General features: G+C 51.9%; 17 protein-coding genes and 1 tRNA gene. 7 read left to right on the top strand and 11 right to left on the bottom strand.

Annotated features, from left to right (window positions below; all coding sequences use genetic code 11):
• Positions 1-60: 60 nt before the first annotated feature.
• The gene (locus KIH39_RS12775; protein WP_213500033.1) at positions 61-1,893 is read right to left on the bottom strand and encodes a HEAT repeat domain-containing protein; all 1,833 of its coding nucleotides are present in this window, start codon (positions 1,891-1,893) and stop codon (positions 61-63) included.
• Positions 1,894-2,236: 343 nt separating this feature from the next.
• Between KIH39_RS12775 and KIH39_RS12770 the strand changes: the two genes are divergently transcribed.
• Positions 2,237-3,721 carry a tetratricopeptide repeat protein gene (locus KIH39_RS12770; RefSeq protein WP_213500031.1) on the top strand — a complete coding sequence of 495 codons (1,485 nt, stop codon included), beginning with the start codon at positions 2,237-2,239 and terminating at the stop codon, positions 3,719-3,721.
• On the opposite strand, the gene cobA is transcribed toward KIH39_RS12770, so the two are convergent.
• Complete coding sequence (gene cobA / locus KIH39_RS12765) at positions 3,709-5,244, bottom strand: uroporphyrinogen-III C-methyltransferase (protein WP_213500030.1); 1,536 nt, start codon at positions 5,242-5,244, stop codon at positions 3,709-3,711. The two genes, KIH39_RS12770 and cobA, sit on opposite strands and share 13 nt — an antisense overlap.
• Positions 5,245-5,271: 27 nt before the next feature.
• Entirely contained in the window at positions 5,272-6,432 is a 1,161-nt protein-coding gene (gene tatC / locus KIH39_RS12760; protein ID WP_213500027.1) for a twin-arginine translocase subunit TatC, read from the bottom strand.
• A gap of 330 nt (positions 6,433-6,762) precedes the next feature.
• Here tatC and KIH39_RS12755 point away from each other — a divergent pair, with 330 nt between their 5' ends.
• The 3 genes from KIH39_RS12755 to KIH39_RS12745 all read left to right on the top strand — a co-directional run bounded on the left by KIH39_RS12755 (position 6,763) and on the right by KIH39_RS12745 (position 9,757).
• Positions 6,763-6,978: a hypothetical protein gene (locus tag KIH39_RS12755; protein WP_213500025.1), complete on the top strand. Its 216-nt coding sequence runs from the start codon at positions 6,763-6,765 to the stop codon at positions 6,976-6,978.
• A 190-nt stretch (positions 6,979-7,168) separates the two neighbouring features.
• Complete coding sequence (locus KIH39_RS12750; RefSeq protein WP_213500023.1) at positions 7,169-8,281, top strand: SPFH domain-containing protein; 1,113 nt, start codon at positions 7,169-7,171, stop codon at positions 8,279-8,281.
• Between the two features lie 90 nt (positions 8,282-8,371).
• Positions 8,372-9,757, top strand: a complete 1,386-nt coding sequence (locus KIH39_RS12745; protein WP_213500021.1) for a hypothetical protein — start codon at positions 8,372-8,374, stop codon at positions 9,755-9,757.
• Here the strand turns inward: KIH39_RS12745 and KIH39_RS12740 are convergent.
• The 3 genes from KIH39_RS12740 to KIH39_RS12730 form a co-directional block, all read right to left on the bottom strand.
• The gene (locus tag KIH39_RS12740; protein WP_213500019.1) at positions 9,658-12,177 is read right to left on the bottom strand and encodes a vWA domain-containing protein; all 2,520 of its coding nucleotides are present in this window, start codon (positions 12,175-12,177) and stop codon (positions 9,658-9,660) included. The genes KIH39_RS12745 and KIH39_RS12740 overlap by 100 nt on opposite strands.
• A gap of 10 nt (positions 12,178-12,187) precedes the next feature.
• Complete coding sequence (locus tag KIH39_RS12735) at positions 12,188-14,320, bottom strand: BatA domain-containing protein (protein WP_213500017.1); 2,133 nt, start codon at positions 14,318-14,320, stop codon at positions 12,188-12,190.
• 67 nt (positions 14,321-14,387) lie between these two features.
• On the bottom strand, positions 14,388-14,594 hold the full coding sequence (locus KIH39_RS12730) for a hypothetical protein (protein WP_213500015.1): 207 nt from the start codon (positions 14,592-14,594) through the stop codon (positions 14,388-14,390).
• 388 nt (positions 14,595-14,982) lie between these two features.
• On the opposite strand from KIH39_RS12730, the gene KIH39_RS12725 reads away from it, so the two are divergent.
• Both KIH39_RS12725 and KIH39_RS12720 read left to right on the top strand, forming a co-directional pair.
• Positions 14,983-16,554, top strand: a complete 1,572-nt coding sequence (locus KIH39_RS12725) for a UxaA family hydrolase (protein WP_213500013.1) — start codon at positions 14,983-14,985, stop codon at positions 16,552-16,554.
• A 287-nt stretch (positions 16,555-16,841) separates the two neighbouring features.
• Positions 16,842-17,309, top strand: a complete 468-nt coding sequence (locus KIH39_RS12720) for a hypothetical protein (RefSeq protein WP_213500011.1) — start codon at positions 16,842-16,844, stop codon at positions 17,307-17,309.
• Here KIH39_RS12720 and KIH39_RS26820 read toward each other — a convergent pair.
• Positions 17,306-17,818: a transposase gene (locus KIH39_RS26820; RefSeq protein WP_213500009.1), complete on the bottom strand. Its 513-nt coding sequence runs from the start codon at positions 17,816-17,818 to the stop codon at positions 17,306-17,308. The genes KIH39_RS12720 and KIH39_RS26820 overlap by 4 nt on opposite strands.
• On the bottom strand, positions 17,815-18,621 hold the full coding sequence (locus tag KIH39_RS26815) for a transposase (RefSeq protein WP_213500002.1): 807 nt from the start codon (positions 18,619-18,621) through the stop codon (positions 17,815-17,817). Before KIH39_RS26815 ends, KIH39_RS26820 begins: the two co-directional genes overlap by 4 nt.
• A gap of 278 nt (positions 18,622-18,899) precedes the next feature.
• On the opposite strand from KIH39_RS26815, the gene KIH39_RS12705 reads away from it, so the two are divergent.
• Complete coding sequence (locus KIH39_RS12705; protein ID WP_213500000.1) at positions 18,900-19,418, top strand: hypothetical protein; 519 nt, start codon at positions 18,900-18,902, stop codon at positions 19,416-19,418.
• 224 nt (positions 19,419-19,642) lie between these two features.
• Here the strand turns inward: KIH39_RS12705 and KIH39_RS12700 are convergent, their stop codons facing one another.
• From KIH39_RS12700 to KIH39_RS12690, 3 genes are all read right to left on the bottom strand, one after another.
• Entirely contained in the window at positions 19,643-20,584 is a 942-nt protein-coding gene (locus KIH39_RS12700; protein WP_213499998.1) for a DUF2806 domain-containing protein, read from the bottom strand.
• A gap of 842 nt (positions 20,585-21,426) precedes the next feature.
• Positions 21,427-21,500: transfer RNA gene (locus KIH39_RS12695), tRNA-Arg, on the bottom strand.
• Between the two features lie 61 nt (positions 21,501-21,561).
• A complete protein-coding gene (locus KIH39_RS12690; RefSeq protein WP_213499996.1) occupies positions 21,562-22,677 on the bottom strand; it encodes a radical SAM protein in 1,116 nt (371 codons plus the stop codon).
• Between the last annotated feature and the right edge of the window lie 59 nt (positions 22,678-22,736).

Here is a 22,736-nt window from a genome sequence, read left to right as displayed (position 1 = left end):
ATAACAATGACCAGTATTCACCGGGCTTAAACGAAATTTGCAGACCCGATGTTCAGATAACTATTTACTCAGTAACTTGTTGAGGCCATCATGAATCAGTTCCAGCGCGTTGCTTGGCCAGCCGTGCATCCCTTCGTAGTCCACTAATTCGACCTTGGCTCCTTGAGCAGTGAGATCCTGTTGGGCTTTCTTGGCCATCGGGTAAGGGCAGGTCTCGTCATCGGGGGAATGCAGCAGGTAATAGCGGTGACCTTTGGCGTTGGACAATTGCGGCAACAATTCCGGTTTGAAAACCGACATGGCGATCAGCGATCCTTTGATTTTTTTGGAACTCAGGGAGGCGAAGTAAGCCGCCGGGCCGCCAGAGGACCAGGAAAGAGTCAGCACTCGCTCGGGATCGATCTGAAATTTCTTCTCCACATCCGTAATGACTTCCTGAATGAACTCCTCGGTGGCGAATTTCATATCCGAAGCGGGTAGCTTCCGGGTCGGCCAGACGATCTCCTGTTTTTCCGTCCATTTGGGAGCGACGAGTTGAGCAATCAGAAAATTCTTGGGCAGCGAATCTTTGAAGAGTGACTTCACGAACGGCAGGAAAGATTCATCGCCGGTTCCCCCCGGAAGTACGATCAAAAGACCCATCTTCTGATCCTTTTCGGCCGGTTTGGGCCCAATCAGAAAGTAGCGTTTCTTCGGGTCGTCGCCTATTTTCAGATCCTGTGTGGGGGCATTGGGATCTTCGGGGGGCTTGGCTGCGGAGGATTTGGAGGTTCCTGCATTCTCTTTGGGCATCTTGGCGATCGCATCCTGAATCTTTTTTATGGTGGCTCGAGCGGCATCGCGGACGGCGATTTGCACATCCTGTTGAGCTTGAATCAGAGCGGGCAGAGCCGACCGGGCGGCGACCCCCATATTGCTGATTTCCTGAATGATCGCGAGCCGGATTTCTCCTTCGGGATCCACTTTCAGAAGTTGAGTTAAATCCGGGAGGATGCTCACCAGATTTTCGCTCATCGAGCTACTTAGGGATCGGAGCAGAAAGAGCCGCACGGTTTTGTCGGAATCGCTTTTCAGTGCAATTAAGAGGGCATCTTTTTGCGTCAGAATATCGGGGCCGATCTTACCCAGAGCCAGGGCGATCTGCTGGCGGACCTCGGCCACCTGTTCGGTTTTCAGGGATTTGGTTAGGGAAGGAATCGCCGATTTGCCTTGAATTTCCAGCATGCCAATGGAGCGGGCGACTTCTTTTCGAACATCGGCTGAGCTATCCCCAGAAAGGAGTTTAGTGAGCGTTTCGATTTGTGCGTCGTTGTCCAAACCGATGCGGCCGAGGGAAAATACAGCAGCGAGCCGAATAGACGCTTCCTTGTCCTTCAGGAGCGGAAGCAAATTGGTGACGGCCTCATGAGCATCGGGACCGATTTTGCCAATCGCTTCGGTGGCGGCGATCCGTACGGAGAGTTCCTTGTCGTTTGTGGCGATAATCAACCGGTTGAGAGCCGGTTTGGCTTCCGGCCCGATTCTTCCCAGAAGATTGGCGGTTTGCTGTCGGATTGCCGTATTCGGATCGTCTTTCAAAAGGTCCGCAAAATCCGGGACCAAATCGTGCAGATCCTTACGATCCATTCCAGAAAGTATCTGTATTGCCTCGTTGCGCACGGCCATTTCTTTATCGCGGAGTGCGTGAGCCAGGGCTGGTACGACCCCTTTGTGCAACGGGCCGATGATTCCCAGAGCCACTACGGCGGCCCGACGATTGCGCAGCTTGGGATCGTCGAGGAGTTTGATCCATTCTGATTTTTTGAGGCCGTTGACAACGGGTTCATCATCTGCCCTCAATCGCACGGGAAAAACCAGTTGCAGACAGAGCAAACTCAGGAATACGGCTCGCATGGGAGGCCATCCGGAAGTTCGGGATACGAGGATAACTTCATGTCATCTTAACGGTTCGTTCACGAAGGGTTCAAATAAATTCGGTTAGCGGTCAGCGATCAGTTGTCAGCGTTCAGCTATAACCGATTGATTTGGCTTTTTGAAAAAATCATGACCCGGGTAAGGTCCTTTAACTGATCTGGGCGAATTATCAGCTCAAACCTGAGAATTGCTCGAACGTCTGCCAATTGAGAAACAAATTTGCCTACTTCACAAATACGACTGGCACGGATTCCACTTGCTGAGACTCCTTTTTTGAATTACGATCCCGAAAATTTCTTGCGCCTGTGCGAGTAGACAAGCCATGCGATGGATTATTTTTATCAGTCTCATTCATTTTATCTCGACGGAAAGCTTCCTACTGGCACAGAGCAACGCCGAATCGGCTCCTCGGCCTAAGAAGGATGTCTTCGAGGAAGAATTCAAACACTCTAAAGAACTCCAAAAAACTTTCGGAAGTTCGAAGAAGTTTTTTGAAGAGCAAGCGCCTGAGAGAATCGGACAATGGAAAACCGGCGCGGAAAAAGAATCGCCTTTCGCTGCATATCTTTTTGCCTGCTGTCTGGCAGAAGGCTATTCAATCGAAAAAAATCCAGTCAAAGCTCTCAGTTATTATCGTCAAGCTGCCAAGGCTGGTCTTCCAGCAGCGATCTACCAGCTGGGGTGGCTCTACGAAGAAGGTAGAATCGTACCAAAAGATGTGAAAGAAGCTTTCAAACTTTATTCGAAAGCAGCCGCATTCGATGATCCTCAAGCGGCTTACGCTTTGGCAATAAGCTATGAGAATGGCGTCATTGTAAACAAAGATTTGAAATTGGCGTTCAAGTGGTATTACAAGGCTGTAGAGCTTGGGAATCCAGACGCGGCCTATGCTCTGTCAATCAATTTCCAAAACGGAGTAGGAACGGAAAAAAGCGAAAAAGATACTTTGAAATGGTGTAAGAAAGCGGCAGAGATGGGATCTTCCGATGCAATGACTGCATTGGGGCTTTGGTACTTTTTAGGAAAAAATGGCCTCCATAAGGATTCAAGAGCTGCGTTTCAATTGCTTCAGAAGGCTTGCGAAATTGGTAATAGTAATGCCATGCTTAACATGGCTTTTTTTTATTTTAACAATCAAGACGACTCGCAGAATCCGCAAGAGGCTTTCAAATGGCTTTTGAAAGCCGGGGAAGCGAATAACGCGGAAGCTTTCGGACGGTTGGGGATGTTCTATGCTGCGGGAATAGGTGTCGAAAAAAATTATAGAGAGGCTTTCAGTTGGTTCAAAAAAGGGGCTGAAGTGGGACAGTCGAAATGCATGTATGGTATAGGTCTGCTCCACGCACAGGGTTTCGGAGTAGAAGTCGATGAAAAAGAAGCTTTGAAATGGTTTCTTCGTGCCGCTGAAAGGAAAGAAAGAAAAGCAATGACATGGCTTGCCAATTTTTTCGAAGAGGGAAAAGGAACAGATGTTGACGACAGAGAAGCCCTAAGATGGCTGAAAAAAGCGGTAGAACTCAATGAACCCGACGCGATGAATCAACTTGCAATCAGATACGAACATGGCCTGGGAGTAGAAAAAAATCGAGAAGAAGCGTTAAAATTACGGCGCGGCGCTGCCGAACAGTACAAGTTAGAGATCAAAAACAACGAACCTGAATCGATGACAAGTTTGGGGAAGATGTATATGGAAGGATGGGGGGTCGAGAAGGACGAAAAGGAAGCCCTATCGTTGTTCAGAAAGGCAGCGAATCTGGGTTACGACGAAGCGAAGACTATCCTTCAGTTTTTTAATCAGAATCGATAGTTCACTTCAGCCTTTTCTACTTGCAGGCTCTGCACAACCGATTCCATGTCAGGCTGTGCTGATTGGAATCGCACCGGAAGTCCTGCCTCCGCGAAAATGGCTCGCGAACGTTGGGAATTGACCGCCAGAGTAATCCTCCCGTCGCGGGTTTTCTGAAGAATTTCCGGAGTGCATTTTTGCAGGAACAATCTAGCAAGTTGCGGACTGGTGAGAATCGCCACATCGAACTCAAGCTTGGATAGATCGACCTTTTCGATCGGTCGCTGGCTATAGACCGGCACTTTGGTGATCTGCGTCAACTTTGAAAGCTCTTCAAGCAGTAACTCTCGGCCCTCCTCGGCCTGACAAAGGTAGACCTGAGAACCTAAAACTGCGGTTTTTAGAAGCGGTAGCAAGGCTTCTGAACTCGAGTCGTTTTCGGACACGATGTCTGTTTTCAAGCCAAGCTGGCCGAGCGCCTGAGCGGTTCGTTTGCCGATGGCCGCGATACGGCTGGAGCCAAAGGTCCGAGCATCGTAGCCAAGCGTTCGATAGCGTTGGGCGAAACGTTCCACGCCATTAATGCTGGTGAAAATCAGCCAGGGTTTTGCCGCGGCTACCGGTGGAGAATTTAAACGGTGAATCAGTTCATCCAGAGCATGGAAGGAAGCGGGCTCTGCGATTTCAATGAGTGGGCAAATTACCGGCTCGGCCCCTCGGTCCCGAAGGAGTCTGGCTAACTCCTCGGCCTGAGGGAGGGGACGGGTGACCAGAATACGTTGACCGAGCAAGGGTTTTTCCTCGAACCAACCTTCGATTTCCCCAAGTCCCACCACTTCGCCGACCAGGAGAATCGCGGGCGCTTCCAGCGACGCCGCCTGGACCTGATCGGCGATCGCCTGCAGAGGAGCACGGATTGTCCGTTGCCGACTCCAGGTTGCGCGGTGAATCACGGCACAAGGGGTGTCAGGTGATTTGCCATGAGCGATCAAATTGTCGGCAATACTCGCTAGCCGGCTGACGCCCATATAGAAGGCCAGAGTTCCCCGATTGGTCGCGAGGTTATCCCAGTCGAGCGAACTATTTCCTTTGGCCGTGCATTCGTGGCCGGTCACGATGGTCAGCAGACTGGAATGCAGTCGATGGGTCAAAGGGATTTCGAGGTAAGCCCCCGCGGCCAGAGCGGCGGTCACTCCAGGGACAATTTCGTATGGAATGCCCGCTTTGCGAAGGGCTTCCGTCTCTTCGCCGACCCTCCCAAAAATCATCGGGTCGCCGCTCTTGAGCCGGACGACTTGTTGTCCAGCTTGAGCATGCTCAATCAGGCTCTGGTAGATCGAGTGGAAACGTTCCGGATGTTTGCCGGGCAGTGATTCCACGGCCTGAGCCTGAGCGGAGGAAGGGATGAGTCGCAATACCTCGGGGGAGAGCAACTGATCATAGAGAACGAAATCTGCCTGATCCAGAAGCCGTTTTGCTTTAAGAGTCAGTAGGTCCGGATCGCCCGGGCCCGCTCCCACGAGATAAACTTTGCCAATCTTCATTCTGCAATTATATTCGCCGCGCCTAAATTAAACGGCGACCTCTCTCGACTCTTCCGATCCTGGTTCGGGGCTTAACCAATCCGGTTGCGGGAATAACTTGCACAGATAGATCCCCAGGAAGTAGAGCGCGATCATGGGAATGAGCAGATAAAGCATCGTGACCACATCCGGCGAGGGAGAGACCACCACGGCAAAAACGGTGAGCAGCATCACGGCGTGTCGCCATTTGGCCAGATAATCCTCCACTGAAAGCAGGCCAATTTGGTTCAAGGCCAGCATTACCAAGGGCGTCTGAAAGGAAAGGCCGAAGACGAGAGGTAAGAGCAAGGCCAGATTCAGCCATTCGCTCAAACGCAAGTCGGGATCGAGACCGAGCCAGGAATTGAAAGCGAGCAGCCCTTTTACGGTGCCGGGAATCACCCAAACTTGGCAAAGAATTACCCCGCCGATGAAAAGGCCCAGACTGAAAGGGAGAAATTTATTCACGTACTCCCGTTCGTGGGGATAAAGTCCCGCTCCGACGAATGCCCAGAACTGCCAGAATATTATCGGGGAAGCGAGAATGACGCCGCACAGGAGGGTCACTTTGACGTAGACCAGAAATGCTTCCTGGGCACTCATGGTAGCCAAAGCATGGCTCTTGCCGATTTTATTCGTTGCCTGAGTCAGCAGAATCGCCAGATCCAAAGGCGGAATCTGGACGGTGATATCAATGGTATCCGAATCCGACTTTTGATCGCGCTTTTTCAGCAATTCTTCCCGGGGGATTCGAATCACCAACGGGCTGAAGTTGTTGACTTCTTTGGCCGCTTCGACCGATTTGTCGTTTTGCAGGTTCAAGCGCGAGCTTAGAAACTTCTTTCTTTCTTGCTCTCTTTCCCGGCGTTCTTCCCAGGTGGTGGGAACGGGGCGGAGTTTCTCCGACTCATCCCAGATGCGTTCGTTGTAAAAATTCTGCATGGCGTCTTCGACCGGCTGCTGAATCATTGCCAGGACCGGTCGGCCGAGTCCGAACCAGGGCAGATCGAGTTGGGTGCCGATGCCATCGAGAACGAAACCGATGCACATGCAGAACATCAACGCTTTAAGGGCGTTAAGCATCCGGGTGCGCAGTTCTTCGATGTGATCGCCGAAGGACATGCGGGTATCGGCAAAAAAATCGTCGGGGTATTCAACGCGTTGGCGCATGATCCGGGGGTACAAACAGGTTCATGGGAACCGCAACTGGCGAGGGTGCCGGGTCAGCGGGAACGGTAGGCGAGCCAAGCTCAACGGCGAAGGTACCGCCAGATTGGTAATGAAAACTATATTACACGATGGCGGGCTTGCCTATCCAATTGGGTTCGCATTCGCGAGGTTTCCGGTTTATTCCGCTTTTCCAGAAAATTCGCCTGGGTAAAGTCTTCCGAATTTAAGGCACATTTAAAAAAAAACGGCACCGAAGGTGCAAACCGTATGAAAGCGATTTCGAAAATAACGGCGATAATATGGGTAGGATATTTAAAGCGAGGATTTCCTATGCGACGTTTCATCCTGCTCGGTTTCATCTGTCTGGCGGGTTGCAAAGGTACCACCGGTCCCTTCGAAAATATGAAACGAACCGACAAACCGGATGATCCTTTGTTTACGATGGACGAACAACAGCGCCGCGGTCGGGATCGCTATGCCCTGCCGCAAGACACTCAGAATGCCTCCAGCAACTACACCAATCCCTTCGGTCCAAATAACCGCTAATAAACCCGCTGAGATTTCGGCTCGGGCGGCCCTCGCCCGGCCAAACCGGTTGGAAATTCCCCGATTTGTAATTCCCTTCGCAAACTTTTAAATTTCTCCGCACCACTTCGAAATACTCTCCAAGTATTTGTTTGAAAAAATGACGCGATCCGTGCAGAATAAGCAAAAATTTCAATTGCGGAGAGTGAATATGGGCATTTTTGACAAGTTGGCCGGCGAATTTATCGATATTATCGAATGGACTGAGCCCGCTCAGAACGACATTCTGGCTTATCGATTCCCGCGCTACAAGAACGAAATCAAAAATGGCGCGAAGTTGACCGTCCGGGAAGGTCAAAATGCCGTCTTCGTCAGTGAAGGAAAAATCGCAGATGTTTTCCAGCCCGGCATGTACACCCTCGAAACCAAGAACCTGCCGATTCTGGCCACCCTCAAAGGTTGGAAATACGGCTTCAATTCTCCGTTCAAGGCGGAAGTCTATTTTATCTCGACCCGACAGTGGACAGATAAGAAGTGGGGCACGCAGAATCCGGTAATGCTACGCGATCCGGAGTTCGGTCCCATTCGCATCCGGGCTTTCGGCACCTATGCATTTCGGGTGACAGACGCCGCAGTGTTCATGCGGGAACTGGTGGCCACGGACCCCTCCTTCGAAACCTTCGAAATTGCCAATCAGCTCCGCAATAACATTGTGTCTCGCTTCGTTGACATTCTGGGTTCCTCCAAGATCCCGATGCTGGATCTCGCCGGGAATTACGAGAAGATCAGCAGCCTGGCCCGCGAACGGATCACCCCGGAACTGCAGGGCATGGGCCTTACTGTTACCCAATTCTTCGTTGAGAACATCAGTTTGCCACCCGAAGTGGAACAGATGCTCGACAAGCGATCCAGTATGGCCGTGCTGGGTAACCTGGATCAGTTCACCAAATTTCAGACGGGCGTGGCTATCGGAGATGCCGCGAACAACCCAGGAGGAATTGCAGGCGTTGGGGCGGGCTTGGGGGCCGGAGTCGCGATGGCTAACGCCATGGGTAACTCGTTGCAACCGGGGGCCGCTGGCCATGTGGCGACGACCAACGTCGTTCCTCCGCCGCTGCCAACCGCCGTGGCTTTCTTCGTCGCTGTCAATGGCGCTCAGACGGGGCCATACGATGCTGCCACACTGGCTAGCAAAGTGAAGGAAGGGACCATAACCCGCGATACGCTGGTTTGGAAGCAAGGTATGGCAGGATGGGTAGCCGCTTCGACGGTCCCGGAATTTACGCCATTTTTCGCGACTGTACCTCCACCACTACCTCAGTAATACGAAATACAGATTGATATTTCTTCGCGGGATGGCTTGGAAGCCATTCCGTCCCACTGCTCGCGAAACTCTGGGATACAGGCTAGCCGTATGAATCCTCCTCCCTTGCCTTCCGATTCGACTTTCCCCGTACAACCTCCGCCGGAGATTCCTAAGTCTGGCCCCGGCGGGAAATCGGCAGGCAATGTGGCGGGAGGCGTGGCCGCCGCATCGCTCAATCCGCCCCCCTCGCCGGGTGGTCCCGCCAAACCCTCTACCGATCGGAAGTATCCTTGCGTGGAGTGCGGCGCTCGGATGGAGTACGATCCGGAAGCCAAAGCTCTGAAGTGCCCCTACTGCGGGCACATCGATAAAATCCCTGTGAAATCGACGGAAAAAGTCGAAGAACGAGATTATGAAGCTTATCTTAAAAAGCTGGAACAACAGAAGAAGGGTTCGCTAGGGGACAAAGCCGTTCAGGTGAAATGTACCGGCTGCGGCGCGATGGTGACTTTTGACGACAAGATCGTCGCCGACCAGTGTCCCTACTGTCATACTCACCTGGAAAATCTGCCTCAAAAGGCGGATGAAGTTATTCTGCCGGAATCGGTCCTCCCGTTTGCCGTTTCCAACCGGGATGCCATCAACAAGTTTCAGGAATGGGTAAAATCTCTCTGGTTTGCCCCCAACGCGTTAAAAGATCTCGCCAACATCGGCCAGTTGCAGGGGATCTATCTACCGTATTTCACATACGACGCAATGACCCACACCTATTACGATGGCCGTCGTGGCGTGCGCTACACAGTATCGGAAACTGATTCAGACGGGAAATCGCGGACTGTTACACGAGTGGACTGGACCTTCGTTTCCGGGGAGATAGAGCATTTCTTCGACGATGTACTAATTTGTTCTTCGAGAAGATTGCCGCAGAAACTCGTCGATGGATTAATTTCCTGGGATCTCGAACACCTGGTGCCTTTCACTCCCGATTTTCTGAGCGGATTTAAAACAGAGCGGTATACCATCGAGTTGCCCGAAGGTTTCCAGTTGGCCAAGAACATCATGGAGAACCATCTGGTCGCCCTGTGCAAACGGGACATCGGCGGCGACGAGCAGCAGCTGCTGCACCGCCAGACCAACTACATGGGAATCTCGTTCAAGCATCTGTTGCTGCCCGTCTGGATGGCGTCGTACCGATTCAATGAAAACAATTATCAGGTGCTGGTGAACGGGCGCACCGGCGAAGTGAAAGGCTTCCGACCTTATAGTATCTGGAAGATCATTCGGCTGGTAGTCATCATTCTGGCGATTGTTGGGCTAGGCATCTATCTGACGCGGAGCAAGCACAATCATCCGCGGAATAACGTGCCGCAGATCAATATCCCAAGCAAGTTCGGTCAAGCCAGTCCGAGCCACTTTCGGAGAGACCATTCAACTGTGAGCAGGAACAGTATCACACCGAAGAGCCACCAGGAATCGGCCAGGTTCCAGGTCTGAACCGTTTCCCGGGTGGCCGAAAGATTTTTCAGGAGTGCGGGAAGTTGATCCGCATCCTTCGCCCAGAAGGCGTTGCCGCCGGTCGACTCGGCCAGCGTCTTCATCAGTTCGAAGTCAGCGGACAATTCCCGGTCCTCCTTGGGGATGGGTGCGAAGACTTCATAACTGCATTTCAATGGCGTGCCATCGGATTGAACCAGAGAACTATTCAACTCCGGCACCAGCGGTTCGATCTCGAACTTACCGACCGGTAAGTCGATCACCGGCGCCCGCCATTCGCGGGGATTTCCTGCCTGCTGCTTCAGATCGATGATTTTCAGTTCCGATTTCTCACCCGCTTTGTTGACTCGAACCCGAACCTGAGTAATGTTGGCCTGCTTGAGGGTCACCTCGGTCAAACGCAGGATGATCTCGGGCGGCTGCTCCGTTCCGGCGAGCGGTTCGCGAACTCCAAAGCGCAGAAATTCGTTTCCCGCACTCAACGGTCGATCGCTGGCGGCCCAGCGAATTAATTGTCCCCAGAAGCGAAATTGGGTGGCATCCCCCTCGCGATACCGCCAGCGCCAGGTGCTATCGATACCCAGAAACAGCACTTTGCCGAAGCCTATGTTCTGTCGAACCAGAATGGCATTGTTACGTTGGATTTCGTCGAGTTTCGGGATATTGGTGCCCGCCGGATCGAGTCGGGGCATGACGTAGGCCAGCGAGATCGCGCTCGGTTTGCATTTGCCCACGACTCCCCAATAGCTGCGCGGCAATTGCTGCCAGCGAAAGTCATTTCGCCGGATGTCGTTATCGAGCTGCAGGTAGCCGCGCTGCTGACCTTCGCTGGTTAACTGCATCGAGAAGCCTTCCTCGTCGCGAATCTCGCGGGGGGCCATGATCGGAAGGATGCGTTCCAGGACGGGATCCATAGGTTCCCCCAGCGAAGACCGCGCGCCCATCGGCATCGCTTTTTTCCCAGCGACTAACACCACGGTGCCGCCTCGTTCCGTCAGATAACGTTCGAGCCAGTTTTTCGTTTTGGGATCCAGTTGCCGGAAATCGACATCGCCGATGATCAGGCAATCGTAGCTCATCAGTTCGGCAAAATCGGCAGGGATTTTCGTATCGGCGTAGCCCTGTTCCTTCAGCCCCTCTTCGGTTAAGGCCCCGATGCGCGGCGGATTGAGCAGGATGGTTTTCAGTTGAATGCTCTCATCGCGGAGCAGGGCCGTCTGAAGGTAGTGCGACTCGTAACGCATCTCCGAATCAATGAATAAGACGCGGGCCTTGTCCTGAACGACCTGGAAGCGTACCGGCATTTGATTATTGCTAAGAATTGCTTCCTTTTCCGGACCGGTCCAATCGACCCGAACTTCACCGACGAAAGAGCCCGGCTCCTCCCCTGGAAGTTCAAAAATATAATCGTACTCCTGCGTACCGCCGGCGTGATCGAGGAGATGCTCCAGTCGCGGTTTCTTTTCCCCGATAGTTCCAGTCAGTTCGAGACGAATTTTACCTCGCGGCATTTCGGAGGCTCGGACTTTCACCTCGACGCGAACCGTCGATTTTTGAAAGGCCACAGCGGGGATGGCACGGGCAAATGTCAGCGAGAGATCGGGGATCGGTGTCGGCGAACCAATGACGAGCGGATAGACCGGCACCCCACGGGATTTGAGCTCAGCGGCCAGAGTCAAAGGGTTGTCGTTGCTGGTCTGCCTTCCGTCAGTCAGTAGCACGACGCCAACGCAGCGTTCCTGATCGTTGTTGGCTTCCCGCAGCGATTTTTGTAGCGGCAAATTGATATTCGTTTCGCCTCGATTGGTTTTGGCATCGACCCCCGCTTCCAGATGATCGGAAAATTGCGTCGAGCGAACTTCGTGGTCCTGCTTCAGCCGATTGAGTAGCTGGAGGGGGGACTCTTTCAGGACCGCCTGGGCAATGGCCGCGCGGCTCGAGGCATGGATGCTTTTCAAAGCGTTGCGGTATTCGACCGAGTTGGGAATATTCCCCGAAGTATACTGTTTCAACCAGTTCTGGAGTTGCTCGCTGCTCGCGTTGGGGACCTTCAATCCCACTGCCACGGCTAATTCCAGTGCTTCGCGATCGGAGATCTGAGCATCGGCGAAATTCATGCTTCCGGAGGTGTCGAGGGCAACGAGTACGTGCGAAGGAATAGTCTCTTGAATCACGTTGCGGAATTGCGGCTGAAAAAGCAGAAGTAGTACCAGTAATCCGAGGATGCCGCCGCGCAACAGAAGCAGGATCCGAGCGGAGTTTCGAGAGACCAGAGTCAATTCCGGCTTCCGAAGCAGTCGAACCGAGAAAGTGAGAATTCCAACGATCAGGACGAACCCGGCCAGCGCCAGCCAGACCGCCATGTCGGAGCGGCCGACTGGCTGGAGGGAAACTTCGATACTCGCCAGAATGGAGTGCATGAGTCTCGATTTAAGCGATGGAATGCCGCCGGGCGAACCAGGCTTCCCCGAATAAAAACAGGATCAACAACAACAGAAATATCGGCCGGAGCGAAAAGAGATTCTGTGCACTGGTATCGCCTGCCGCCGTCTCCTCATTGCGCAACAATTTATTCGGCAGGGCGCTTTTCAGTTGTTCCCAATCTGCTTCGTTCATGTAGGTCAGCAGGTGTTCGGCGCGATTCTCCTGCAGCACCACGTACTGCGACGGTTGGTTGTCTTCGCGAAACGAATAGATACCGGGAAGTGTCAGGCTTCGCAATTTGCCGCGAATTTCCCGCATCCGATCGCGAATCGGTTCACCGCCGGGGATAGTGATGGCCATATGCGAATCGGCCGCGATTCTTTCCGGCAATGTTAATCCACTGGCTGCAGGCTGATTATTGTCGAAACCTGATTCGCTACCCAGGTGAAGAACCAGTTCGTGCATCAGGCGAACGTAATCTCCGAGGTCGGTCAGATTGGTTCGCCAGCGGTTATCGAGGGGAACGGCGCATAACAGGACTTTACCCAGCCCCAGATTCTTCTCAACCAGGAATGGTTTACCGTTGGTCAGTCGGGCCAGTACCTGAGCAGATTCGATTCCTTCGGTCGAGAGATCCCAGTATTTGGGGAAATAGGCGGAGAGGAGTTCGCTATTCTTGGCAAAGAGTTGCATCACCGGATGGACGAGCGACTTGGGGTCGATTCTGGGCGCCGTCGTCAGGTCGGTTTCGCTCCCCAGAATTTTGATGGGATGGGCTGGCAGTAATGCATGCCCCTGTTCCGATTCCCGCCATCTCCTCGGATCGAAATCGTCACCGGGAGCAATCAGCAGGCCGTTACCATTTTGCACGAAGTGGACCAGATCGGCCTGGGGCGGACTGGGTAGATCGAAGAGGATTTCAACCTTCGCACTCGTACTGCCCAAACTATCCGAACGGGAGGTACGAGTATCGGATTTCAACCGCTCCACCGCAAATAATGGGGAAGGGTCTTTGATCGGGGCCAGGGCATCCAGAAGAAACTGGCTCCCGATAAGCGACGGATTTCCTTCGGCGTTCAGCTGGAATTTCGGATCTATCACCTGCACATGAATTTGAGGAATGACGCGAATGGCCAGTTCGTAGTTGTCGTCGGATGGATATTCATCCGCCGGGAGGCGAAATTCGATCAGATGGCTGCCGGTGTCTGCGAAGCGATGGGTGTAATGGAACTTGGCTTTACCGGGGGAGAGATTCTCCACCTGGACTTCGCCGATGGGTCGATGATCAACCAGAATCCGGACGTGGGAATTGGCCGCTTCTTTGTTGGTCGCCTGAATCTCGCCTTCGAACGCGATTTCCTGCTTTGGTAGGGCGATAGTTCGCCGGGTATTCAGTCGGGTAATACCCAGATTGGCAATTTTCGCTGCGTCCAGAGCCGCTACATCCTCGATCCGAAGAAGAGGGGCATTTTCCCCGGCCGCTTCCTGTATGGTCTTCAGTCGAGCTACCAGGTTGGGTTCCTGCCACGAGTGTTTCTGGCCGTCGGTGAGGAATAGGATCTCCCGTTTCTCGGCCACCGAACCTTTAAGCAGGTCGCTGGCCTGTTGATAAGCTGCGACAATATTAAGGGAACCGTGCGGGATTTCCTTTTTCAGATGCCCTTCGACGATATTCCAGGAGTTGTTCCATTGCAGCGAAAGATTAGTGACATCGTCCCGGGCGACCAATACCTGAAAGCGATCGTCGCTACCGAAATCTTCGAGAATTTTTCGAGCTTTGCCCCGGGCTAGATCCAAAAGTGATTGTTTGTTCTGTTGCAGAGCCATGCTGCCGGAGCCATCGACGATGAGAACCAGATCGCGCCGGGGTTGCTTGGCGAAACGGCTCAACCAACGGCTTTTGAAAGAAGGGCCGGCCAGCAGAATCAGCAAAAGGGCCAGGATCAGCATGCGCAAAAGCAGGAGCAGTAGTTGATCGAGCCGGTTGCGCCGGCGTACCTCATCGCTGATGCGGAGGAACTGCATGGCTCCCCAGTCGACAATTTCAAATTTTCGGCGATTGAGAAAATGAATGAGGACGGGGATTGCTAAGGCGGGCAAGCCGTAAAGAAATACCGGATTGGCAAAGGACATAAACATGGTTGTTTTAGCTCTATCTGATTTTACAATCGGACCGAGCTAATTACCACGTTGTGAGAAAGAAGAATTATTTCACGTCCTGATAGGCATTGAAGGCCAGATAACCCAGGATACCGCTACCGAGGATACCACAGATATCTACCAGCGAATATGGGGACGAAAAGCCGCTTCCCCCGGCTCTACTGAAAGGAAAACCCAGCAAAAGATCGAGTAAGAAGACGAGCAAAAGAAGCCCGGCGACGGCCATCGAGCCGATACAAAGCCCTTTTTCCATCGACTTCCACCTCACACAGCCGTTAATGGTCACCCCAAAAGTCTTAAGCGACTTTCATGAATTCTCAATTCTACCTACCAGAACTGATTTCGCAACGTACCTTATCAACCGAAATGCCGATTTTTTTTGACCTTTCAGGATCGGTCGATTTATTCGGTACAGATAGACGAAAAAGGCTTCCTCCCAGCCGCTTTTCCACCGGATTTGCAGGAAATAGCCGGTTATCGGGAGGCTTTTCCGGAAAATTGCGATTCGGAGAGCTGCGGGAGAGATCGAATTCGCCCCTGGAATGCTTCGCGCAGAATTCATGTTTTTTGGGAGAGTACTTCCGATAGGCCGCCTCTGAGCATACTCTGAATAGTAAGCAATCTAAACGGAGTTTTCAGGCATGACGGCGATTCCTCTTAAAGAAGTCGGCATTCATCTGCGGCCCAAGGATAATGTGGCCGTGGCAATTCGCAATATCCCGGCGGAAACCAAAATTCAGATCGATGGAGTAACCTTGTTGCTCCCCTCACCCGTTCGCATGGGTCACAAATTCGCTGTTCAACCTATCAAGGAAGGCGACCCGATCACCAAATACGGTCAGACGATCGGCTTCGCGGGTCGCAATATTCATCCGGGTGAACACGTGCACGTTCACAACGTGATTCTCGGTAAATTCGAGCGCGATTACGCCTATTCCACGGAAGTGCCGTTGCCCCCGCCGCCGCCCGCGACGCAGCGTTCCTTCATGGGCTACGATCGCGGCAGCTCCAAGCCCGAGCATTTGCGCTACGGTACTCGCAACTATATCGCCATTATCAGCACCGTGAACTGTTCGGCCGCAACCAGCAAATATGTCGCGGAGAAGCTTCGCAGCCTGGATGTGCTGAAGAATTTCCCCAATGTGGATGGCATTCTGCCCATCGTTCACAAACATGGCTGTGCGATGGCTTACGGTGGGGACGATCATAAACAGTTGGATCGCACGCTGGCCGGATTCGCCCGGCATCCCAACGTCGCGGCCTACATTCTGATTGGTTTGGGCTGCGAAACCGGTCAGGCCGCACACCTGATTGAGAATGAACATCTGGATCTGATTCAAATAAATGCGGATAAGAAAAAGCCACTGGTGCTTTCGATTCAAGAGTGCGGCGGGATCGGCAAAACGGTGGAGGCGGGCGTCAAAGCGGTCATTGATATGTTGCCGAAAGCGAACGATGTCCGCCGGGTGCAGGTCGATGCGAAACATATTATTCTTGGAACCAACTGCGGCGGCTCGGACGGTAATTCCGGGGTGACCGCCAATCCCGCTTTGGGTGTCGCTTCCGATTTAATCGTTCAGCAGGGGGGAACCTCGATTCTGGGGGAGACGACCGAAATTTACGGGGCCGAGCACCTGCTCACCCGTCGGGCGGTCACCAAGGAAGTCGGCGAAAAACTGGTCGAACGCATCAAATGGTGGGAGTGGTATACCAGCATTTTCGGGGTGGAAATCAACAATAACCCGAGCGTGGGCAACAAAGAGGGCGGCCTGACCACGATTTACGAAAAAAGTCTGGGAGCCATCGCCAAGGCCGGAAGCACGGCCATGGTTGACGTGGTCCACTATGCCGAGCCCGTGACCAAGAAGGGCTTCGTGGTGATGGATACTCCTGGATACGACCCGGTGAGTATGACAGGGATTGTCGCTGGGGGGGCGAACGTGCTGGTCTTCACGACTGGCCGCGGCTCCGTGTTCGGCTGCAAGCCGTCGCCGAGCATCAAGGTGGCGACGAACTCTCCGCTGTATAAGCACATGGAAGGGGACATGGACATCAACGCCGGGCGAGTACTCGAAGGGGTGCCGGTCGAAGAAGTGGGCAAGGAGATTTTCGAAAAGATTCTCTCGGTCGCTTCCGGTGAGAAGACCAAGAGCGAGATCAACGGGGTGGGCGAGGAAGAGTTCGCTCCGTGGGGGATCGGGCCGACGTTGTAATAAACAGGGCGGAAAGAGTAGCTGTAACCATCGGTTTTTGAGGCCGATGGATGCTGGGTGTGTTTTATATGTAAACGCCTGTTTCTCTTCGAGAAACTGCTTTTTTTACCTTTTTTCAGCCCGTTGCAAATCGCATCAAAAACATTGAGAAAACTGGGTAATACCCACTGCCAGTGGGTATGATTGTGCGCGATCGAGCGAGGATGGTCAAGACATATCCGGCGCTTTACAATTCTGATGATTACCTTCGAAGTCCCTTGAAATGCCTACAGTCAGCGGAGCCGATAATGGGTACCGTCAAGCAAGTGCCTGATGTCATGTGCATGAAGTGTGGGTTTTGCTGCCAGCATAATGCAGAAAAGCAAGAGTATCACGAACTGACTAAACCCTACAGAGAGAAAGGATATTTGGCTCAAGGATGCGGGCTTCATTGCATGAAGGGCCTTGCAGGTCTCCAGAGGGAAACCTCACTCGAATCGGGATTGAAAGGGGATCAAAACATGCGTGTTCTAGTCATCCTGAACAACCCGCGCAAATGCACCGGATTTTTTTCCTACATCCCAGGTTATGGCCCACGTGGGCACGACGCCTTTGAGCGTGAGGAACAGAGAAAAAGAGAGGCTTTGGAATTGCTTGCCGAAGAAAGGCGAGCGAACGCAGAAAAAGAAAAGACTCAGCGGGAGTTCAATGAGGGACTTGTTGATAAGCAAATCGAGTTCAACAGAAGGCAGAATTTTTGGCTCTTCCGTTTCTAGGTGTAGCATCCAGAGAAATGCTTCTGTATCTGGTTGACGAAGCCGCGAATCTCTGCAATGGTCGGCCCTAATTTTTTCGCAGCCCAATTCACGTCCAGGAGTACTCTCGTCCAGAGCGTAGTTAGACTCTGAATTCCATAACTCCGACGTAGCACTACCCGAATCTTGGTATTGAGACCTTCCACCGGACCGCTGCTTTTGCGTTCCTCGAAGTAGGCTAAGATCCCCTCCCAGTTATTCTTGAGCATCGTGATGAACGGCTCCCAATCCATCTCGGTCTCGCGGGCCTGGACGATCCAATCTTCCAACAGTCGCGAGGCTTCGGCTCGGTTCGGGGCACTATCGAAGATTTTGGTCGCCTCCCAACGCAGATGGTAGATCGTTCCCAACGAAGGCACCTTCTCGAACAAATCCTCGAGGGCCTGGACCTGCTCCGGTTTCAAATCCTCGGGACGACGCCGGAAGTCGTGCATCTGAGAACGCAGCTTCTTGCGGGCTTCCCCGCTCAAACTTCGCTTGTAGGCTCGATAGTTTTTTTTCGCAGATCGTCCGCCACCTCACCCAATTTCTTGGCGACGTGAAAGCGATCTATCACCGACTGGCTGTTGGGTAAATGCACGCCGCAAGCCTTCAAATACGCCGCGCTCATGTCCGTATGATGCCAACGCACCGCCGACCGTTGCTCGGCCGACAAACGCTCCAAACACGCTCGCCCCGCTGCTTCGTCACGACCCTTGGACAGAGCCAGAATCTCCGGACGCTCCGCATTCGTCAGGTCCGTCAATATTGTCGCATATCCCTTATGCCCCTTACGCAGGCTGATCTCATCCAGACCCAAACGCTCGATCTTCCGCTGGGGATCGATCTGCTTCGCCTTGGCGTCCTCTATCCGGTTCTTGACGATTCGCTCCACCGTTTCCGCGGCGATCCCCAAACGCACCGCCACGTCTTCGGCTGTGCTCCCGATCAGACTGACCAGCACCTGCTCCTCGAAGCGAAACGTATATTTCACATCCCGACGCTTGAACGGCGGCAACAGCGATTGACGGTGACCGCACGACGGGCAGCGGTGATACACCTCCTGGTACACGAAAAAGCTCGGCTTACCCCACAAATCCAGATCGCGGATGCTCAGAAACTTGTTCTTCTCCACCAATTGAAGCGGAGACTCACGCCGGCAAGTCTCGCAACAAAGATTGTCGGGCAACTGCCAACTCACGTGAAAGGCGTGGCCCCCGTCGATGCGTTCGTATTCGCCAACGCTCACTCCGGCAGGGACGTCCATGTCTATGGCAATGGTAGTCGTCGTCATCGGCGCTTCCGTGAACCAGGAAAAGGGTACTCTCAATTGCAATCTATCCCAAAATGACCGATTCGCCGAGAGTTGCGCCTAAAAACGGAAGAGCCGAATTTTTTGAGTCGAGTGGTGACCGCAGTATTTGGCACTCTTGCATTGTTCGCCAGTATTGCGAGCATTATTGCCGCAATCAGCACGTCAAATAGTACTGCTGAGAAACCGAAACCATCGCGCTCACCCTTAGAAATAGTGGAACATCCTAAAGATCCGTCTTGATAGAAACGGAGACCTCGATGAGCGGAGAAAAAGAACAGAATCGCAAGGTGAAGTGTGGTGAATGTGGGTTCTGTCATTTGTACAATTCAGAACGAGATGTCGAATTGGAATTCAGTCTTCGAGACCGTAAGGCTGGGGACACAGGCTTAAGTTTGGAATGTTTTAAAAACATGGTGTATCTGGATAGCGAGAAATATTCCGCACCTAAAGATTTAGATCGCCGTGGTATCGTCAAGTTTATTTTGAACCAAGAGCGAGACTGCCAAGAGTTCACCCCCTACATGTCTGGTTTCACAGCAAAAGAGCATGTCCGAGTTCAATGGGAAAGAAAACAAATTGAACTGGCCGCTGCTCAACTTGAAGACCAAAAATCCTTCAATGCAAAGATGGCTAAAGCACAAGAGGAGTTCAACAAAGAACAGAACTATTGGAATAGAGTTGTCGCAATTACTTTTGGAATTCTGGCTACGATAACTGCTGTAGCGAGCGTGTTTTCACCATTGATTCATGAATGGCTCGGAATTTCGAAGAAGTAATTAGCAGTCGAGGTTTCTCTCAACCCGAGAAAGTTAACGATAGGAACGGCAAGCAAAGAAGCAGAAAGGCCTGATCAAGTAAGATACTCCGAAATTTCAGGAATTATTAGGCCAGCTCAGTACTTTAGGGTCAAGATAAATTAGGTCCGAAGATATAGAAGCATCTACTTTTTTCGCTCGTTTGAATTAAAGCAAACTGAAATGTTCGTGATTGAATTCTCTGCTCAAGGCGACGACTGTGGCTCAAATTGGACATTGAGAAATCTACTTTGAAAATATTTTACTGCCGCTTCAATATAGGAATCCATTGGATTCCCACTTACAAGCCTCATCAAATCTTTGCCGCTTTTCGTTAAATGAACTTCTCCTACGTCGATTTTCAAATTTGAACCAGTTGGATTGCCAGTGCTATTGCGTTTTGTCAGCTTGATCGATTTGTCAAAGTATCTCCAACTTACGGAACTAAATTCGTTATAAGATTGGATAATTGTAGCTGGAGTACTCAAGTGGATTAGTCCGAAATGTTCTAAATCGATTAGAGAATTATAATCAAAATTTTGGAAGATTGCGTTGTTAGAGTATATACGCATTTTTTCAAAATTAATTACTATGTATTGACTTTCTGCTGATTCCCAAACGAATGATTTTAGCGTTGAAAATAGTTCGGCATCGCTTTTGTTCATGGTCCTTAATATTGCCATTGTTTTCAATGAGCACGATCCTGGCTTACTAAGCTCGCCCGCCAATATTTTGCTCCACAATTTTTGCATCGTTTCATCAGAAATATCTTTGCAATTTTCGATAAATTGCGCCGACCAATCATCGTTGATTTGTATTGGCGTTTGATCCGAAGGGATTTGTTCGACACTACTAACAACAATATTTTCAATATTTTGCTGTCTACGAATTTCCTCTCTGCGGCATCTCTCGGAAGCGCGATCTTCGAGATTCCATTCGTGATCCTGCCGCATTACAGCAATCTGTTCTTTCGTCGCTTCCGCTATGATTTTATCTCTCATCTCGTACTTCACTTTACGATGCATGAGCCAAGGTTGCAGCCACTCTTCGATCGGCTTACCGAGGTATTTCGCCAGTGTGCCAAATTTTTCGTAGGTCGAATCGGCAACAGCTCGAGTTATATCGTATGCAGCACTTCCTGGGGACATAAAGTAAGCTCTCTGAGTGAATTCAGTTTGGATACTCCTTGCTCATTGTAATTAGTGAACTGTAAAAAACGCCATAAATGTGCTGCAAACAAGAGCCGCCCAGACCCCCGCCCGGACGGCTCCCCCACCCGCGGCCACCGTGAGCGGCCCGCGAAATAGGTGGCTTCAAATTTTGTTCTTCGCTTATCACAACCTCTCATCCTCCGGATGAAACAGACGCTCGCCCCGAGCGGCTCGACTCGCGAGAACAGCTATCTTTTCTTCACTGCCAGGCCGCGCATCGGTTGCATGTTGTTGATCTCGCATCAGCCCACCATTCGCGGAAGGGCCTCGATGTCAGCCCGGAGAACCAGCGGCGTAAATCCTGCGAATCTCAGGAGTCTTGAAACAACGCCAGCACAGCCCGCGCGGCCGGGTGACCTTGCGAGTGTTTCAATTCTGCGAAGTCATGATTTCGCGTGTAAAGGGCGATGCACTTAGATAAGATTTTAAATTGGGAGTCCTAATCCGATGAGGATCATCCGATTGAAACTGCTCCTGGGCGATGAAGCGGCATCAGTCAACTTCAACTACAGAGTGCCGAGCCGGGGCCAATCAATTTCTTGATCTGGCGAATGAGATCTGCGATCCGCCGAACATAGTAAGTTTGATGACCTTCGACTTGTCTCTACCAAAGTAAGTCTGCTTCACTTAATAAGTAAACTATTTATTTGTGGAATTTTTCTGAGGAATCATCTTGTTTGAACTGCGTCGGGTGTAATTTTACCCGGAGGGTGTAGATCTGGATTCTAATTTTTGAATTGTAATCGACGCAAGTGTCGATTGGGCAAGAATTAAGAATCTGCACCCGACAGGAGTCGAACCTGTAACCTTAGCCTTCGGAGGGCTACGCACTATCCAATTGTGCTACGGGTGCGTGAAACGCCGCATTCACTGCGTTTTTGTACCTAGCATTCTAAGCTTTCGCGGCCAATAGTCTACGCCTTACGAATAAGAGTCGTTCCCAGGCTCACAAGTTCGCCAAATGCGTTTTCTCGAGATCCCGTCCAGTTGCCGATCTGACCGCCGCCGCCGGGCAGACCGTGAACCAAGCCACGCGTCAGGATATGCCAGCAAAAATAGCAATGATTGCTGGTTTGGCCGGGTAGAGCTTCAGGCTTTTCCTGTAAAATCTGGTCCTTAAAGTAGGACAGCCCGTGTCGGAAAAGGTGCCCGACAAAAGGATGATTTCGGCCTGCTTCCAGAATCTCCTGAGCCGTTTGGTGGTGAATATTGCCGATAGTCAGCTGATCCAGATCGGAAGCAAAGCCGCAGCAAGGCTTTACGTCCCCTTTAGGATTGACGATAAACGCTTGGCCCGGTCCTTCGCAATAGTCTTCTTCAAACCATTCCCCGTCCCACGGCTTGCTCGGCAATTTCTCGGCCCGTTCGACCGCGGCCAGATGATTCCAATTCAGCGTCATGGTCAGATCGAGCGAGACCAGGAGATAATGATTCAGTACCTCAGACCACTCGATCACCGCATCCAAGGACTCCGCGAGCTTGCGGATCGGCTCCAAGCCCTTTTCCGGGGAGGGGCTGGCATACGAAAGCGACAAAATATTGTCCCGATTGAAAATTCGACGGGTGGTTTTGCAGAATTCGACGAGTTTTCCCGTGTGAATGCCGTGGAATTTGTCGATGCTCAGACCGATTTTGCCCCGAAAACCGGCATCTCGGAGATTGGTCAGTACCGTTTCCAGTTCCTCCGGGGTTTCGAACCAGACGCCGTTGGTCATAACTTTGTCGAATCGAAACCCGAGCTCGGCAGCCCGACGAGTAACTTCGATGACAAATTCCGGATAAATGAACGGTTCGCCGCCGGTGAACCCTAGAATTCCAATACCGAGAGCGTGGCAGCTTTCGAGAAAACGAAGTGCTACGTCAATCGGTAAACGGTCTTTCCATTCGATGGGAACGCAGCAGTGCGGGCATTCCAGATTGCACTGATAGGTACCGGCGAAGGAGAGATAGTTCGGACGAAAGGTGCGTTCGGCAGAACTGGTTCGTCGAATCTCTAGGAAGTCTCGACTCGTCTTAGCATTAGCGGACATCCCGGGTTACACCTTTTTTACTTGAGTCGTCGGCTGGTATCTGTAATGATTGTTTTAGG

The organism is Telmatocola sphagniphila (assembly GCF_018398935.1).
Lineage (GTDB): Bacteria > Planctomycetota > Planctomycetia > Gemmatales > Gemmataceae > Telmatocola > Telmatocola sphagniphila.
Note: the sequence above shows the minus strand (reverse complement) of the source record. Positions and strands in the feature narration are given on the sequence as shown.